The 16,838-nt window shown below is 72.4% G+C and carries 15 protein-coding genes; 8 read left to right on the plus strand and 7 right to left on the minus strand.

What is annotated here, in order from left to right; all coding sequences use genetic code 11:
- Nucleotides 1–57: 57 nt before the first annotated feature.
- The 4 genes from ACWD6N_RS01965 to ACWD6N_RS01980 form a co-directional block, all read right to left on the minus strand.
- Entirely contained in the window at nt 58–1,173 is a 1,116-nt protein-coding gene (locus ACWD6N_RS01965) for an acetate/propionate family kinase (protein WP_387325982.1), read from the minus strand.
- Complete coding sequence (gene pta, locus ACWD6N_RS01970) at nt 1,170–3,239, minus strand: phosphate acetyltransferase (RefSeq protein ID WP_354963774.1); 2,070 nt, start codon at nt 3,237–3,239, stop codon at nt 1,170–1,172. The genes ACWD6N_RS01965 and pta overlap by 4 nt, the downstream gene beginning before the upstream one ends.
- Nucleotides 3,240–3,320: 81 nt before the next feature.
- The gene (locus ACWD6N_RS01975) at nt 3,321–3,506 is read right to left on the minus strand and encodes a DUF6104 family protein (RefSeq protein WP_088987811.1); all 186 of its coding nucleotides are present in this window, start codon (nt 3,504–3,506) and stop codon (nt 3,321–3,323) included.
- A 106-nt stretch (nt 3,507–3,612) separates the two neighbouring features.
- Nucleotides 3,613–7,368, minus strand: coding sequence for a multifunctional oxoglutarate decarboxylase/oxoglutarate dehydrogenase thiamine pyrophosphate-binding subunit/dihydrolipoyllysine-residue succinyltransferase subunit (locus tag ACWD6N_RS01980; protein WP_387325985.1), 3,756 nt, complete (start codon nt 7,366–7,368; stop codon nt 3,613–3,615).
- A 265-nt stretch (nt 7,369–7,633) separates the two neighbouring features.
- Between ACWD6N_RS01980 and ACWD6N_RS01985 the strand changes: the two genes are divergently transcribed.
- A complete protein-coding gene (locus tag ACWD6N_RS01985; protein WP_354963776.1) occupies nt 7,634–7,981 on the plus strand; it encodes a hypothetical protein in 348 nt (115 codons plus the stop codon).
- Nucleotides 7,978–8,385 carry a hypothetical protein gene (locus tag ACWD6N_RS01990; protein ID WP_354963777.1) on the plus strand — a complete coding sequence of 136 codons (408 nt, stop codon included), beginning with the start codon at nt 7,978–7,980 and terminating at the stop codon, nt 8,383–8,385. Before ACWD6N_RS01985 ends, ACWD6N_RS01990 begins: the two co-directional genes overlap by 4 nt.
- Nucleotides 8,386–8,471: 86 nt before the next feature.
- Here ACWD6N_RS01990 and ACWD6N_RS01995 read toward each other — a convergent pair whose 3' ends face one another.
- The 3 genes from ACWD6N_RS01995 to ACWD6N_RS02005 form a co-directional block, all read right to left on the minus strand.
- A complete protein-coding gene (locus tag ACWD6N_RS01995) occupies nt 8,472–9,296 on the minus strand; it encodes an ABC transporter permease (protein ID WP_354963778.1) in 825 nt (274 codons plus the stop codon).
- Nucleotides 9,293–10,228, minus strand: coding sequence for an ABC transporter ATP-binding protein (locus ACWD6N_RS02000; protein WP_354963779.1), 936 nt, complete (start codon nt 10,226–10,228; stop codon nt 9,293–9,295). The genes ACWD6N_RS01995 and ACWD6N_RS02000 overlap by 4 nt, the downstream gene beginning before the upstream one ends.
- Before the next feature lie 141 nt (nt 10,229–10,369).
- Nucleotides 10,370–11,017 carry a hypothetical protein gene (locus ACWD6N_RS02005; protein ID WP_354963780.1) on the minus strand — a complete coding sequence of 216 codons (648 nt, stop codon included), beginning with the start codon at nt 11,015–11,017 and terminating at the stop codon, nt 10,370–10,372.
- A gap of 154 nt (nt 11,018–11,171) precedes the next feature.
- On the opposite strand from ACWD6N_RS02005, the gene ACWD6N_RS02010 reads away from it, so the two are divergent.
- The 6 genes from ACWD6N_RS02010 (at nt 11,172) to ACWD6N_RS02035 (ending at nt 16,803) form a co-directional block, all read left to right on the plus strand.
- Complete coding sequence (locus tag ACWD6N_RS02010; RefSeq protein ID WP_354963781.1) at nt 11,172–11,951, plus strand: GNAT family N-acetyltransferase; 780 nt, start codon at nt 11,172–11,174, stop codon at nt 11,949–11,951.
- Nucleotides 11,948–12,874, plus strand: a complete 927-nt coding sequence (locus tag ACWD6N_RS02015) for a lysophospholipid acyltransferase family protein (protein WP_354963782.1) — start codon at nt 11,948–11,950, stop codon at nt 12,872–12,874. The genes ACWD6N_RS02010 and ACWD6N_RS02015 overlap by 4 nt, the downstream gene beginning before the upstream one ends.
- 141 nt (nt 12,875–13,015) lie before the next feature.
- Nucleotides 13,016–13,840 (plus strand): DUF4097 family beta strand repeat-containing protein, encoded by an 825-nt coding sequence (locus ACWD6N_RS02020; protein WP_354963783.1) that lies wholly within the window; start codon nt 13,016–13,018, stop codon nt 13,838–13,840.
- Entirely contained in the window at nt 13,837–14,448 is a 612-nt protein-coding gene (locus ACWD6N_RS02025; RefSeq protein WP_354963784.1) for a PadR family transcriptional regulator, read from the plus strand. Before ACWD6N_RS02020 ends, ACWD6N_RS02025 begins: the two co-directional genes overlap by 4 nt.
- 97 nt (nt 14,449–14,545) lie before the next feature.
- The gene (locus tag ACWD6N_RS02030; RefSeq protein ID WP_030336721.1) at nt 14,546–15,247 is read left to right on the plus strand and encodes a response regulator transcription factor; all 702 of its coding nucleotides are present in this window, start codon (nt 14,546–14,548) and stop codon (nt 15,245–15,247) included.
- Nucleotides 15,244–16,803, plus strand: a complete 1,560-nt coding sequence (locus tag ACWD6N_RS02035; RefSeq protein ID WP_354963785.1) for a sensor histidine kinase — start codon at nt 15,244–15,246, stop codon at nt 16,801–16,803. Before ACWD6N_RS02030 ends, ACWD6N_RS02035 begins: the two co-directional genes overlap by 4 nt.
- Nucleotides 16,804–16,838: the final 35 nt, after the last annotated feature.

The following is a 16,838-nucleotide window of genomic DNA, read 5'->3' on the forward strand; positions in this document are numbered from 1 at the left end:
CCCGGCCGGGTTTGACCGGCGGTGAGATGCCCGCGTGCTGAGCCCCACGGAATGGCGTCAGCCGGCCTCGACCACGGCCCGGGCCTGCCGGGCGATCTCCCGTTCCTCGTCGGTGCGAATGACGCAGACGGTCACCTCGGTGCCCTCGGGCGAGATCACCCGGTCACCGTTCCCGGCGTTGCGGGTCGGGTCCACGACGATGCCGAGCCGGTCCAGCCCGGCCAGCGCGGCGGCCCGCACCGGCGCCGCGTGCTCGCCCACCCCGGCGGTGAAGGTGATCGCGTCGACCCGACCGAGCAGCGCGTAGTACGCGCCCACATAGCCGGTGATCCGCCGGCAGTACACGTCGAAGGCCAGCTCCGCCGCCTGGTCTCCGGCCGCCCTGCGCTGGAGCACCTCGCGCATGTCGTTGACGCCGGTCAGCCCGAGCAGGCCGCTGCGGTGGTTGAGCAGGTCGTCGATCTCGTCCACCGACAGCCCAGCCTCCCGCCGCAGGTGGAAGATCACGGCCGGGTCCAGGTCGCCGCTGCGGGTGCCCATCACCAGCCCCTGAAGCGGGGACATGCCCATCGAGGTGGCGACGCTGCGGCCATCCGCCACCGCGCAGGCGCTGGCACCGTTGCCGAGGTGCAGGGTGATCGTGTTGAGCTGCCCGTACGGGCGCCCCAGCAGTTCCGCGGTGCGCCGGGAGACGTACGCGTGTGAGGTGCCGTGGAAGCCGTACCGGCGGATGGCGTACCGCTCGGCGGTGTCCCGGTCGATCGCGTAGGTGGCCGCGGCCTCCGGCAGGGTGTGGTGGAACGCGGTGTCGAAGACGGCGACCTGCGGAACGTCCGGCAGCGTCTCACGGGCCATCTCGATGCCGGCCAGGTTGGCCGGGTTGTGCAGCGGGGCGAGCGGTACCAGGTCCCGGATCGCGGCCAGCACCGCGTCGTCGACCAGGACCGGCGCGGTGAACATCCGGCCGCCGTGCACCACCCGGTGCCCGACCGCCGCCAGCCCACTCAGGTCCTGCCCGGCCAGGATCTCCCGGACGGCGCTGGTGTGGTCCGCCGGGCCGCCACCGGGTTCACCGACCCGCTCGACGGTGCCCTGGTCGAGCACCCGGTCACCGTCGTAGCGGCGCCACTTGACCGATGACGACCCGCAGTTGAGCACCAGCACCCGACTCACGACGCCTCCTCGGTGGCCGCCTGGATGGCGGTGATCGCCACCGTGTTGACGATGTCCGGCACGGTCGCGCCCCGGGACAGGTCGTTCACCGGCCGGCGCAGGCCCTGCATCACCGGGCCGACGGCGACCGCCCCGGCGGAGCGCTGCACCGCCTTGTACGTGTTGTTGCCCGTGTTCAGGTCGGGGAAGATGAAGACCGTGGCCCGGCCGGCGACCGCGCTGCCCGGCAGCTTGGTCGCCGCCACCGCCGGGTCGATCGCCGCGTCGTACTGGATCGGCCCCTCGACCAGCAGGTCGGGCCGGCGCTTCCGGACCAGCGCCGTGGCCGTGGCGACCTTCTCCACGTCCGCGCCGGCCCCCGAGCTGCCGGTGGAGTACGACAGCATCGCCACCCGGGGCTCGATGCCGAACCGGGCGGCGGTGTCCGCGGACGAGATCGCGATGTCGGCGAGCTGGGCGGCATCCGGGTCGCGGTTGACCGCGCAGTCGCCGTAGACCAGCACCCGGTCGGCGAGCAGCATGAAGAAGACGCTGGAGGCCACCGAGACCTCCGGCACGGTTCGGATGATCTCGAACGCCGGCCGGATGGTGGCGGCGGTGGTGTGCGTCGCGCCGGAGACCATGCCGTCGGCCCGTCCGGTGGCCACCATCAGGGTGCCGAAGTAGTTCGGCTGGGCGACGATGTCGTGCGCCAACTCGGCGGTGACCCCCCGGTGGGCGCGGAGCTGGGCGTACTCGACCGCGAAATCGTCCCGCCACCCGCTGGTCACCGGGTCGACCACGTGCGCGTCGCCGAGGTCGACGCCCAGCTCACGCGTACGCCGGGAGATGTCGTCCGGCCGGCCGAGCAGGGTCAGCTCGACCACCCCGCGGCGGAGCAGGATCTCCGCCGCGCGCAGGATCCGCTCGTCGGCGGCCTCCGGCAGCACGAGGTGCCGGCGCTGTGACCGGGCCCGGTCGATCAGCTCGTTCTCGAACATCAGGGGGGTGACCCGGGTCGACCGGCTGACGCGCAGCCGGCGGGCCAGGTCGTCGGTGTCCACGCAGCGCTCGAACGCGCCGAGCGCGGCCTCCACCTTGCGCGGGTTCGCCGCGCTGGGTCGGCCCTCGATCCGGCTGGACGCGGCCACCGTGTGGTAGCTGTCGCTGCGCACGGAGAGTACCGCCAAGCCGGTGTTCAGCCCCTCCACCAACCGCATCGCCCGCGGGTCGGGCTGCTCGCCGAGGGTCAGCACCAGCCCGGCCACCGACACCTGCCCGGCCACGTGCGCGGCGCTGGCGGCGACGAGCAGGTCGGCGCGGTCCCCGGGGGTGATCACCAGGGCGCCCTCGGTGAGGTGGTCCAGCAGCGTGGGCACGTGTGCGGCACCGACCACGAAGTCCAGCACGTCCCGCCCGAGCGCGGCGTCGTCCCCGGCGAGCAGGGTGGCGTCGAGCGCCGCGGCCACCTCGGCCACCGTCGGCGCCGACACGCTCGGCACCTCCGGGATGGCGTACGCCGGCACCGGCAGCTCGGGCAGGGTCATCGGCCCGGGCACCCGGTTGGCGATCACCGCGAGCACGGTCGCGCCCAGGTCGGCCAGATCGTGGTACGCCCCCCGCACGGCTGCCGCGATGGCCGCCGGCTCCTGCCCGAAGCCGTCCACCACCGGCACCACCACACTGCCGAACTCGGTGGCCAGCCGGGCGTTGAAGGCCAGTTCCCGGGGACGGGCCGGGTCGCCCGGGTCGTCGAAGTCGCTGCCCACCACAACCACCGCCGGGCACTGCCGCTCCACGGCCCGGTAGCGCTCGACGACGGCGGAGATCAGCTCCTCCCGCCGGCCGTCGGCGACCAGTGCGGTGGCCTCGGCGTAGCTCATCCCACTTAGTTCGGTCAGCGGTTGCTCGATCCGGTAGCGCTCGCTGAGCAGGGCGAGGATCGGGTCCGGGCCGGAGCCGGCGACCAGCGGCCGGAACGCGCCGATCCGCCCGACCTGGCGGGACAGCAACTCGGCCAGCCCGAGGGCGACGGTCGACTTACCTCCGCCCGATCCCACACTCGTCAGATACACGCTCCGGGCCACGCCCCAACCCTAGAAGATCGCAAGACCTCCCGCCCGGGTCCTCCGGCCCCTCCAAGCTCGATCACCGGCAGCCGCCGGGGTCTAGGCGTCGTCGTCGTCGGGGTCGTCCAGTCGGGCCAGGTAGGTGGCCAGGCGCTCGATGGGGGTCTCGAAGTCGGGGTTGAGGTCCACGAAGTCGCGCAGGCGTTCGCCGAGCCACTCCAGGGTGACCTGCTCGTCGCCCCGGCGCTCGACCAGCTCCTCAATGCCGCGGTCGGTGAAGTACATGGGTACGTCCTCTTGCTCGTCCCGGCTCGGCCGGGCGGGTGGACCGACGGAGCCGGGGCAGGGCCGTTGTGAACGGTCCTGCCCCGGCTCGCGCGGTGCGGTCAGATCACGGGCGGGGGAGGGCTGCCTCGATCAGGGCGTTCTGCTCGACCTCGTGGGTCTTGGCGGAGCCGACTGCCGGGGCGGCTGCGGCCGGGCGGGAGATCCGCCGCAGCCGGACGTCCGTGAGGTGCTCCAGCAGGTTGAGCGCGACGAACGACCAGGCCCCCTGGTTGGCCGGCTCCTCCTGCACCCAGGCGAAGTCCTCCGCGTTCGGGTACTGCGCCAGGGCGGCCCGGATCTCCTCCACCGGCAGTGGGTACAGCTGCTCGATCCGGAGGATCGCGGTGTCGGTGACCTCGCGCTGCTGCCGGGCCTGGAACAGGTCGTAGTAGATCTTGCCGGAGCAGAGCAGCACCCGCTTCACCGCCTCCGGTGCCGGGGCGGCCGTGTCGCGCAGCACCGGCTGGAAGGTGCCGGTGGTGAAGTCCTCCACCGACGAGACGCAGAGCTTGTGCCGCAGCAGCGACTTCGGCGTGAAGACCACCAGCGGCTTGCGCTTCGGCGACAGAGCCTGACGGCGCAGCAGGTGGAAGTAGTTCGCCGGGGTGGTCGGGATGGAGACCCGCATGTTGTCCTCGGCGCACATCTGCAGGAACCGCTCGGGGCGGCCGGAGGTGTGGTCCGGCCCCTGACCCTCGTGGCCGTGCGGCAGCAGCAGGGTGACCGCGGAGCGCTGACCCCACTTCACCTCACCGGAGGAGATGAACTCGTCGATCACCGACTGGGCACCGTTGACGAAGTCGCCGAACTGGGCCTCCCAGGCGACCAGCGCGTTGATGTTCTCCACCGAGTAGCCGTACTCGAAGCCCATCGCGGCGTACTCGCTGAGCAGCGAGTCGTGCACGAAGAACCGGGAGCGCTCGCCGTCACCGGTGAGCGACTTCAGCGGCAGGTAGTCGTCGCCGGTGCGGGCGTCCACCACCGAGGCGTGCCGCTGGACGAAGGTGCCGCGGCGTGAATCCTGACCGGCGAGCCGGACGGTGATCCCGTCGTGCAGCAGCGCCCCGAGCGCGATGATCTCGCCGAAGCCCCAGTCGATGTTGCCCTCCACGGACATCTTCGCCCGCCGGTCGAGCAACTGCTGGATCCGCTTGTGCGGGGTGAAGCCCTCCGGCAGGTTGATGTGCGCCTCGCCGATCGCCTTCACCACGGCGGCGTCGGTGGCGGTGTCGACCTGCGGCTCCGGCTCCTCCTCACGGCGCGGCCGGTTGAGCTGGCGCGGCGCCGAGGCGGCGTCCCGGGTGGCCTTGAAGACCCGCTCCAGTTGCGCCTGGTAGTCGCGCAGCAGCTCCTCCGCGTCCTCCACGGTGATGTCGCCGCGACCGATCAGCTCCTCGGTGTAGAGCTTGCGGACCGAGCGCTTCGAATCAATGATCTTGTACATCTGCGGGTTGGACATCGACGGGTCGTCGCCCTCGTTGTGCCCGCGCCGGCGGTAGCAGACCATGTCGATCACGACGTCCTTGTTGAACGCCTGCCGGTACTCGAAGGCCAGCCGGGCCACCCGGACCACGGCCTCCGGGTCGTCGCCGTTGACGTGGAAGATCGGCGCCTGGATCATCCGGGCCACGTCGGTGCTGTAGAGGCTGGACCGGCTGTACTCCGGGGCGGTGGTGAAACCGACCTGGTTGTTGACCACCACGTGCACGGTGCCGCCGGTGCGGTAGCCGCGCAGCTGCGAGAGGTTGAGGGTCTCGGCGACCACACCCTGCCCGGCGAACGCGGCGTCACCGTGCACCGCCAGCGGCAGCACGGTGTAGCCCTCCAGCTTGAGGTCGATCCGGTCCTGCTTGGCCCGGACGATGCCCTCCAGCACCGGGTCGACGGCCTCCAGGTGCGACGGGTTGGCCACCACCGACACCTTGACCGCGTGCTCGCCGTCGGGGGTGGTGAACTTGCCGTTCTGGCCCAGGTGGTACTTCACGTCGCCGGAGCCCTGCGTCGAGCGCGGGTCCAGGTGTCCCTCGAACTCGGAGAAGATCTTCTCGTACGGCTTGCCGACGATGTTGGCCAGCACGTTGAGCCGACCCCGGTGGGCCATGCCGATGACGACCTCGTCCAGCCCGCTCTCGGCGGAGGACTCCAGCACCTCGCCGAGCAGCGGGATCAGCGACTCGCCGCCCTCCAGCGAGAAGCGCTTCTGGCCGACGTACTTGGTCTGCAGGAAGGTCTCGAACGCCTCGGCGGCGTTGAGCCGGTTGAGCACGTGCTTCTGCTCGTCCGGGGAGGGCTTCTCGTACTTGCGCTCGATCCGCTCCTGGATCCAGCGCCGCTCCTCCGGGTCCTGGATGTGCATGTACTCGATGCCGACCCGGCGGCAGTACGAGTCGCGCAGCACGCCGAGGATCTCGCGCAGCTTCATCCGCTGCCGACCGGCGAAACCGTTCACCGGGAACTCGCGGTCGAGGTCCCACAGGGTCAGCCCGTGTTGGAGTACGTCGAGATCCGGGTGCTTGCGGATCTTGAACTCGAGCGGGTCGGTGTCGGCCATCAGGTGCCCGCGCACCCGGTAGGCGTGGATCAGCTCGTGCACCCGCGCGGTCTTGTTGATCTGGCCCTCGGAGTTGACCGCGACGTCGCGTACCCAGCGGACCGGCTCGTACGGGATCCGCAGCGAGGTGAAGATCTCGTCGTAGAAACCGTGCTCGCCCAGGATCAGCTCGTGCATCACCTTGAGGAACTCGCCGGACTGCGCGCCCTGGATGATCCGGTGGTCGTACGTGCTGGTCAGCGTGATGATCTTGCTGACCGCCAGCTCGGCCAGGGTGGCCTCGGACATGCCCTGGTAGGGGGCCGGGTACTCCATCGCGCCGACGCCGATGATCGCGCTCTGCCCCTGCATCAGCCGCGGCATCGAGTGCACGGTGCCGATACCGCCGGGGTTGGTCAGCGAGATCGTGGTGCCGGAGTAGTCCTCCATGGTCAGCTCATTGCGCCGCGCCCGCCGGACCACGTCCTCGTACGCCTGCCAGAACTGCCGGAAGTCCATCTGCTCGCAGCCCTTGATGGAGGGGACCACCAGGTTGCGGGTGCCGTCCGGCTTGGCCAGGTCGATGGCGATGCCGAGGTTGACGTGTGCCGGGCGGACCACCGCCGGCTTGCCGTTGGCCTCGGCGAAGGAGTTGTTCATCTCCGGGTGCTGGACCAGCGCCCGGACCATCGCGTAGCCGACCAGGTGGGTGAAGCTGACCTTGCCACCGCGCCCGCGGGCGAGGTGGTTGTTGATCACGATGCGGTTGTCCACCAGCAGCTTGGCCGGGACGGCGCGCACGCTGGTCGCGGTGGGCACGCTCAGCGAGGCGTCCATGTTCTGGACGATCTTCGCGGCGACCCCGCGCAGCGGCGTGGTCTGGGGGCCGTCGGCGCTCGGCGCGGCGGCCTTCTCGGCCGGCTTGGCCGGGGCGGCCTTCGCCGGGGCGGCGGCCTTCGCCGGAGCGGGTGCGGCCTTGGCCGGTGCCGGCTGCGCGGCGGCCGGCTTGCTGGCGGCCGCCGGCTTCGCCGCGGCGCTGGGCTGGCTGACCGAGGCGGCCGCCTCGGGCTGGCCGTCCGGCTCCGGCGCCGCGGCCGGCGTGCCCGTCGACTCACCGCCGCGCGGGGTGGCGGCACCCGGCGCGGGTCGGTAGTCGGCGAAGAAGTCGTGCCAGGCCGAATCGACGCTCGTTGGGTCGGCGAGGTAGCGCTGGTACATGTCCTCGACGATCCACTCGTTCGGGCCGAAACCCGCCAGTGGGTTATCCTGCGAAGTCTGCTGGGTCGACACGGCCGGTAATCGCCTCTTTCACGCGGGTTTATGTGTCACGCGGTGTCCGTCGCGCCCGGTTCGGAGCACGGACAGGACGGCTCCCAGGCTACGCCGTACGGATCCCGCAGGCATTTCCGCCTCGGCCGCGTGGTCCGATTCACAGAAGATGCCAGAAGTTCAGCAAGTGCTGCGGGTCGGCCCGAGGGCTGATAGGTCGGCCGGCGCCGGCGCCTGAGTACCGGTACGGATGTCCGCACGGGCGCTCCTCGGCAGGATCGGCCGCATGGATGACACGGGGGAACGGAAGCGGTACGGCCCGAGCATGGCGGTCGCGTTCGGTTGGTACGCCACCGCGATCGCGGCGGTGGTGGTGGGTGTGAACAGCGTGCCGAGCGCCCCGCGGCGGGACTGTTCGGCGATGTTCAGTTGCCTCTCCCCGATGGAGTCACTGGCGCTGGCCGGGCTGGTCTGGGGCGGGCCGGTGCTCGTCGGGTTGCTGATCGTCACGGCGGTGATCAACGCGCTGTTGGTCCGCCGGATCACCTCGCCGGTGCTGGCCGGCACTCTGTCCGTGGCGGTCAGCCTCGCGGTCTGCGCCGTCGTGGCCGCCGCGTACCTGGGCCGGTCGTGAAGCGGCTCGGGCTCGGCGGGCTCTTCTTCGCCTGGCTCTACGGGGTGCCGTTCCTGCTCGTGGTGGCCCTGATCCGGCGGACGTCCACGCCGTACACGCCGACCCAGGACGTGGCGCGGGCGTTCGGCGCGACGACCGACGCCCTGCTGACCGCCGGGCTCCTGCTGAACGCGGCGCTGCCGCTGGCCGGCCTGCTGCTCGCCGGGTGGGCGGGGGAGCAGGGCTGGCGGCGGCACTTCGGCTGGGCGTTCGGTGGGATGGCGCTGCTCTACGTGGCGGTCGCGCTCGCCGGCAGCATGGCCACCAGCACCCTGGTCGGCCACACCCCGGCCGACCAGGAGCCGGACCCGCCGGTCGGCCACTGCGTCCCGATCAGCGGTGGCCGGGGCTGCCCGGGCGGGTGAGTCGACGGAGCCGGGGCCGGCGGGGTCGGGGGTCCGGGACGCCCCGGGGTGGCGACCGAGCCGCCGCCACCCCGGGACGATCCGGGTCAGGAGATGTCGCGCCGGCGCATCAGCAGGGTGCCGACCAGGCCGGTGATCACCGCGTACCCGATCAGCACGAGGGCGCCGGCCCAGCGCGGCGGGTTGCCGGGGATGTCCGCCCCGGTGACCATCAGCGACGAGGCGAGCGACGGCACCAGCAGTTGCAGGTTGTTGATCCAATCGCCCCAGCGGGCGGCCAGGATGCTGATCACCACGATCGCGCCGATCGAGCCACCCAGGTAGAGCAGGATGCCGGTCACGGTCGCGCCGATCTGGCTGCGGATCAGCACCCCGATGCCGACGCCGAACACCGCCCAGAGCAGGTACGCGAGCAGGTTCAACCCGATCGCGCGCCAGGCCGCGTCGTTGCCCAGTTGCGAGCCCACCCCCACGGCGTTCAGCACCGCCGCACCGGCGAGCAGGTTGAGCGCCGTGGTGACCAGCCAGAACAGCAGCGCCAGCACACCCGCCGCGGCGAGCTTGGCGCTCATCACGGCGGTGCGGTGCGGCGTGGTGAGGAACGTGGTGGTCACCGTCTGGTGGAAGAACTCACTGGTCACCACGATGATGCCGAGCAGCATCACGATCAGCAGACCGAAGAACTGCCCGGTGGTGAACAGGTTCGACGAGAGGGCGTCCGGGCTGGCCGCGGCCGCCAGGGTGTCGACCTGGTCGGGTGGCACGTCGCCGAGGTTCCCGCTCGTCAGGGCATCGGCCTGCAACCAGTTGATGAGCAGGGTGAGCGCCCAGAGCGGCAGGCTGATGAGCGCGAAGATCCACCAGGTGTTGGTGGTACGGATCTTGAGCAGTTCGGCTCGGATCAGGTTCATCGGATGCCCGCCTTTCCGGCCGTCAGCTCCAGGAAGACCCGTTCCAGGTCGGGCCGTTCGGTGGTCAGTTCGTGCAGCTCGACCCCGGCGGCCAGGGCGGCGCGGCCGATCGTCGGGGCGTCCACCCCGCCGACCAGCAGGACACCCTGCTCGTCGGTGTCGACGGTGGCCGACTGCGCCTTCAGCGCGGTGATCAGCGCCTCGGTGTGCGGGGTGCGGACGCGGACCCGAGCGCCCTGCGCCATCGACCCGAGGACCTGGTCGACCGGGCCCTGGCGGACCAGCTGCCCGGCCGCGATGATCACCACGTCGTCGGCGAGCAACTGCATCTCCGACAGCAGGTGGCTGGAGACCAGCACGGTGCGACCCTCGTGGGCGAGGTTCTTGAGGAACCCGCGCATCCACCGGATGCCCTCCGGGTCGAGCCCGTTCGCCGGCTCGTCCAGGATCAGCACCCGGGGGTCACCGAGCATGGCGGCGGCGATGCCGAGCCGCTGCTTCATGCCGAGCGAGTAGCCCTTGAACTTGCGCTTCGCCGCCGGGGTCAACCCGACCAGGGCCAGCGCCTCGTCGGCCCGCTGCCTGGGCAGCCCGGCCGCCGCGCAGATCACCCGCAGGTGGTTGATGCCGGTGCGGCCCTTGTGCGCGCTGGACGCCTCCAGGATCGCGCCGACGTGCCGCAGCGGGTCGGAGAGGTCGGCGTACCGGTGGCCGCTGATGGTGGCCGTACCGGCGGTCGGCGTGACCAGGTTCAGCAACATGCGCAGCGTGGTGGTCTTGCCGGCGCCGTTCGGGCCGAGGAAGCCGGTCACCCGTCCCGGCGCGACGGTGAAGGACAGGTTGTTCACCGCCCGGACGTTCTTGTACTGCTTCGACAGACCGGACACCACGATCTGACCGTCGCTGGTGGGGCTTCGCTGCCCGTCAGTCATCGTTCTCCTCCCGTGTGTGGCGTCGAGGTACGCCGTGGCACAGCGTGACGGCCCCGGGCAACAAGGTCAATCAGGCGCGGTCCGTACGGCGTGGTCCGCCTCGGGGTGGAGGCGGGTCCTCCCTGCGGACGACGGAGCGGTTCAGCGGGAGATCCAGGTGGCACGGGCCAGGCCGAGCAGCGCGCCGTCCGGTCCGTACAGGCTGGTGTGCACGAGGGCCTTGCGCCCATCGGCGCGGATCAGCGCACCGGTCACCACGCACTCGTCGCCCGGCTCCGGCAGCGCGGTGACCACGGCGGCGATCCGGCCCAGCAGGTACGGACGGCCCGGCGCGAGCACCGTCCACCCACCCGGACAGTCCAGCGCCGCCCAGACCGTGGCGTCGCTGACCCTCTCGGGCGCCCGGAACGGCGCGGCGGTCCGACCGTCCGGCAGGCGGCCAGGGAAGATCCGCAGCCCGTCGGCCCGGTGCGGACCGCAGACGTAGCAGTCGGGGAACGGGTGCTCGACCAGCCCGGGGTAGCGGCTCGCGGCGTCGATCGCGGTGTCCCGGTCGACCGGCGGTACGACGGCGTCCACCGCCCCGTCCGGGCGTACCTCGGCCACCAGCTCGCCGGCCGGGTCACGGACCTCGCCGTCGACCATCCTCAGCGCCGTCTCCAACGGTGGTGGCCGGCGCAGCGTCACCTCGACGGGGCCGGGGCCGCCGGCCTCGGCGGCGAAGACTCCGGCGCTCCAGCCGCCGTTGCCGGAGCCGGACGGCCCGTTGTAGCGGGACTCGATGCGCATCGTCGACCTCCGGTGTCGGGGCGTGCCGGCGCCGTCGCCGGGTCCGTCCGGCAGCCTCGCACGGCCGCCGTCGGGCGCATCCGCCGGCCGGCGTTCACCCGAGCGACACCGGTGGTCACCTTGGATGGCAACCCGGGGCACCTACACAGATCCCATGGCTGTTCTGCATGCCGCTGGCGCACCCCTGACGACCAGCGGATACACCCTGCTGATCGCCGACGACCCAACCCAGGTCGCGGCCGCGCAACGCCTGCGTCACGAGGTGTTCGCCACCGAGCTCGGCGCCACCCTCCGCCCGGGTGAGGCCGGGATGGACGTGGACCCCTTCGACGCCCACTGCGACCACCTGATCGTCCGCCAGGAGAGCACCGGCGAGGTGGTCGGTACGTACCGGCTGCTGCCGCCCGGTCGCACCAACCGTCGGTACGCCGAGGGCGAGTTCGACCTCGCCGCGCTCGACCCGCTGCGCGACGACCTGGTCGAGGCTGGGCGGTCCTGCGTGCACCCGGACCACCGCTCGGGCGCGGTGATCAACCTGATGTGGGCCGGCATCACCCGGTACCTGCACCTGCGCGGCTCACGCTGGCTCGGCGGCTGCGCCTCGGTGCCGGTGGCCGACGGCGGTCGGGCGGTGGCCGAGGTGTGGGCGCAGGCCCAGGCCCGGCACCTGGCGCCGCCTCCGCTGCGGGTCCGCCCGCTCCGGCCCTGGTTCGCCGAGCCGGCCGCCGGCGCTGGCCCGGTGGCCGCCGCCGATCCGGTCGGCCGCGCGGCGGTGCCGCCGCTGCTGCGTGGCTACCTGCGGCTCGGCGCGTGGATCTGCGGCGAGCCGTCGTACGACCCCGACTTCGGGGTCGCGGACTTCTACGTGTTGTTCTCGCTGGACCGGATGAACCCGCGCTACCTGCGGCACTTCCTGGGCGGGGAGGAGCGGTGACCGCCGCGCCGCACGACCTCTGGCGGCCCTCGTCCGGCTGTGACGAGGGGTGCCTGCCGGCGGCCGGCGAGGTGCCCACGGTGCCGGTGGCCCGCCGGGTGCTCCGGTTGGTCGCGGCGGCCGGCATGCTGCTGGCCGGGGTGGGCCTGGTGGTGCTGCTGCCCCTGCTGCCGGCACCGGAGCGGCAGGCGGCGGTCCGTGGCTGGGCCCGGGGCACCGCGCGCGCCTTCGGCGTCCGACTGGTGATCCGGGGCCGACCGCCCCGGCGGCGTGCGCTGCTGGTCGCCAACCACGTCTCGTGGCTGGACATCCTCGCGGTGCTGGCGGTCGCGCCGACCCGGATGGTGGCGAAGCGGGAGATCCGCTCCTGGCCGGTGGTGGGCCTGCTCGCGGCGGCGGCGGGCACGGTCTTCGTGGACCGGTCCCGGCCGCGGGCGCTGCCGGCCACCGTGCGCCGGGTCGGCGACGCGCTACGCGCCGGCCGCTCGGTAGCGGTCTTTCCGGAGGGTACGACCTGGTGCGCCGGGGACCGCGCGGTCGACTGCCGTCCCGGCGGCGGGTTCCGGCCCGCGACGTTCCAGGCGGCCATCGACACCGGCAGCCCGGTGGTGCCGCTGCGGCTCGTGCACCGGTGCGAGGCCACCGGGACGGCCACCACGGCCGGCGCCTTCCTCGGCGCGGACACCCTGCTGCGCTCGGTGGCCCGGGTGGTCGCGGCGCGGGAACTGGTGGTGACGGTGACGGTCGGTGCCGCGCTGCATCCGGCCCGCGACGCGGATCGGCGGTTGCTGGCCCGGGCCGCCGAGTCGGCCGTACACCTGCGGCCCCCGCCGGGTGCCGGGGCGCGGGCCCGGAGAACCACGAGCCCGGCGGCTCCCGTGCTGTCGCCAGCCGCCGGCCGGGAGCTGGACCTGGCGGCCTGAGGGGAGCGGCCGCCCGGTCGGCGCATGCCCGGGCCGGACGGCCCGGCAACTCGCGACAGTCTTGTGCTGTCGCGATGTATCGCGTTACTGTTTCTCTCGGCGGACGCGCATCGGCGCGTCGTCGAGGGGGAGGAGGACGCCATGACCGGATGGACGGTCGACAGCCCACAGCGGCTCACCGTGGACGGCCCGGTCAGCCGGCTGGACGTCCGCCTGGTGAGCGGGCGGCTCAACGTGGTCGCCACCGACGGCCCGGCCCGGGTCGACGTCACCCGGGTCGGCCGCCGACCCGTCCTGGTCACCCACTCCGACGGTCGGCTCACCATCCGCCAGGAGCGCGGCCGGGGCTGGGCGGACGCCCTGCGGTGGATCCGGTCGATCACGCGGTACCCGCGAGTGGACGTCTCCGTGGCGGTGCCCGCCGACGTCGTCGCCGACCTGGGGCTGGTCGCAGGCTCGCTGGTCGCCTCCGGGCTGCGCCGGGAAACCACGGTCGACGTGACCGCCGGGCAGATCACCCTGATGGGGTTGCGGGGCAGCACCTTCGCGAAGATCACCTCCGGGCCGGTGGAGGCGCTCGGCGTGGGCGGCGACCTCAGTCTGGAGACGGTCTCCGGTGAGGTGATCCTCGCCGACAGCGCCGCTGACCGGGTGCGGGCGCAGACCGTTTCGGGAGCCATCACCTGCGACCTGGACAACCCCCGCCGCAGCGAGATCCGACTCACCACCATCTCGGGCAGCATCACCGTCCGGATCCGGGAGGACAGCGACCTCGACGTACGCCTGCACACCACCTCGGGCCGGATCACCAGCGGGTTCCCCCAGGTCCGCACATCGACGTTCCCGCTGGCCAACAGTGTGGGGGTGCTCGGCGCCGGCGAGGGTAAGCTCTGGGCGTCCGCGACCTCGGGGAGCATCGCCCTACTTGCCCGGCCGGTGGACGACGACCAGGAGGAGTTGCCGTGACCGCCGTGTTCAGCCACGGCCGGCTCCGGCTCTACCTGCTCAAACTCCTCGACGACGGTCCGAAGCACGGCTACGAGCTGATCCGCCTGCTGGAGGACCGGTTCCTCGGGCTCTACGCGCCCAGCGCCGGCACCATCTACCCCCGCCTGCAACGGCTGGAGGCCGAAGGGCTGGTCACGCACACCGCCGCCGGAGGCCGCAAGACGTACGGCATCACCGACGCCGGCCGCGACGAGCTGCGCCAACGGGCCGGCGAGCTGAGCACCCTGGAGGCGGACATCGCCGCCTCGGTGGCGGACCTCTCCACCCTGGCCGGCGAGATCCGCAGCGAGGTGAGCGGCTCGGTGCGCGACCTCAAGCGGGAGCTGAGCGCGGCAGCCCGGCAGACCCGCCGTACCCGTTGGGAGCCTCCGGCCCCGCCGCCCGGTCCGGCGGCGGCGAACGGCCCCCGCGCGGGACTGCTCGACGAGCTCGACCAGCGGCTGGCCGCGTTCACCGTCGAGGTCGGCCGGCTGGCGCGGGCCCGGCAGTTCAGCGACACCCAGCTGCGTACCGCGATCCGGCTGCTCGACGGCGCGCTGGACGGGCTGCGTCGGCTGCTGCGCTGACCGGCGGTGCCGGCCAGGTCGGGAGCGGCCGACGACTCACAGGATTTTTGCAGGAAGCATCCAGCGCCGGTGCAGTGAGGTCACCGATGATGGGCACATGCCCGCTACCCAGACCGAGGCGCGACTGCTCGTCGTCGAGGACGACCCGAACATCCTCGAACTGCTCTCCGCGAGCCTGCGCTTCGCGGGCTTCGACGTGGCCACCGCGACCAGCGGCAGCGCGGCCCTGAACGCCGCCAAGGACCACCGACCCGACCTGGTCGTGCTCGACGTGATGCTGCCGGACCTCGACGGCTTCGAGGTCATCCGGATGCTCCGCGAGGGCGGTACGCGTACCCCGGTGGTCTTCCTGACCGCCCGGGACGCCACCGACGACAAGATCCGCGGGCTGACCCTGGGCGGCGACGACTACGTCACCAAGCCGTTCAGCCTGGAGGAGCTGACCGCCCGGATCCGCGCCGTGCTGCGCCGCACCACCACCGGCGAGCAGGCCCCGTCCCGGCTCACCTTCGCCGATCTGGAGCTGGACGAGGAGACCCACGAGGTGCACCGGGCCGGGCAGCGGGTGCAGCTGTCGCCGACCGAGTTCAAACTGCTGCGCTACCTGATGCTCAACGCCAACCGGGTGCTGTCCAAGGCGCAGATCCTCGACCACGTCTGGAACTACGACTTCCGCGGCGACGACAACATCGTCGAGTCCTACATCTCCTACCTGCGGCGCAAGGTCGACACCACCCAGCCCCGGCTCATCCACACCCTGCGCGGCGTCGGGTACGTGCTGCGCAAGCCGGCGGCGTGAACGGGGTCCAGCAGGCGAAGGGGCGGCTGCGGGCCGTACCACTGCGGATCAAACTGGTCGCCTCGGTGCTGGCGTTGGTCGCCGGCGCCCTGGTGGTGATCAGCGTCTCGACCGCGTACTTCCTGCACAACTACCTGGTCGACCAGATCGACCTCGAACTGCGCAACTCGGCGGACCGGATCCAGTTGCCGTCGTCGAAGGAGGTCTACCTGCCCAGCGACTACGTTGTCGTGGTGACCAGCCCGACCACTGGCAAGGTGCAGGACTACGCGTACGACACGTCCCGCTTCACGCTGGCGGATCTACCGCCGTGGCCGAGCGACGCGGCCGGGTTCGAAGCGCAGGAGGCGGCACAGAAGGACAGCCCGCGCACCGTCCGCGCCCGGGACAGCTCGGTGCGCTGGCGGATGCTCTACACCGAGCTGCCCAACGGCCAGAGGGCGGCGATCGGCGAGCACCTGACCGACGTCGACCTCGCCGTCAAGCGGTTGGCCTGGATCGACCTGCTGGTCGGCGGGTCGGTGCTGATCATGCTGGCCTCGGTGGGCGCGGCGATCGTGCGGACCAGCCTCAAGCCGCTGGTGGAGATCGAACGGACCGCCGCCGCCATCGCCGGCGGTGACCTGACCCGCCGGGTGCCCGACCCGGAGCAGGGACAGGAGCATCCCACCTCCGAGCTGGGCCGGCTCTCCCGGGCGCTGAACGCGATGCTCACCCAGATCGAGGCGGCGTTCACCGCCCGGGCCGCTTCGGAGACCGCCGCGCGCTCGGCCGAGAGCGCCGCCCGGGACGCGGCGGTCGCCGCGCAGGCGTCCGAGGCGCGGGCCCGGCGGTCCGAGGAGCGGATGCGGCAGTTCGTCGCGGACGCCTCACACGAGTTGCGGACCCCGCTGACCACCATCCGGGGCTTCGCCGAGCTGTACCGGCAGGGCGCGGCCCGGGCACCCGAGCAGACCGCCGGCCTGCTGCGCCGGATCGAGGACGAGGCGGCCCGGATGGGGCTGCTGGTGGAGGACCTGCTGCTGCTCGCACGGCTGGACCGGGAACGGCCGCTCTCGCTCGCCCCGGTGGAGCTGCCGGTGCTGGCGTCCGACGCGGTGCAGGCCGCCCGCGCGATGGCCCCGGACCGGCGGATCGAGCTGGAGATCGAGCCCGGCTCGGGCCCCCTGGTCGTCTTCGCCGACGACGCGCGGCTGCGTCAGGTGATCGGCAACTTGGTCACCAACGCGCTGACCCACACCCCAGCGGACGCCAAGGTCAGCCTGCGGCTGCGCGCCGAGCCGGGGAACCTCGCCGTCGTGGAGGTGGCCGACACCGGCCCCGGGCTCTCCCCGGAGCAGGCGGAACGGGTCTTCGAGCGGTTCTACCGGGCCGACGCGGCGCGGACCCGGCGGGCCGACGGCAACACCGGCACCGGCCTGGGCCTGGCCATCGTGGCGGCGTTGGTCGCCGCCCACCACGGCGCGGTCGAGGTGGTGGAGACCCCGGGCGGCGGCGCCACCTTCCGGGTCCGGCTGCCGCAGGTGCCACAGGACGACGGCGGTGCCGGCGAATGACTTTTCAGGCAACTTTCAGGACGGTTCCAGGTTGG

It is taken from the genome of Micromonospora sp. NPDC005163, from assembly GCF_053599835.1.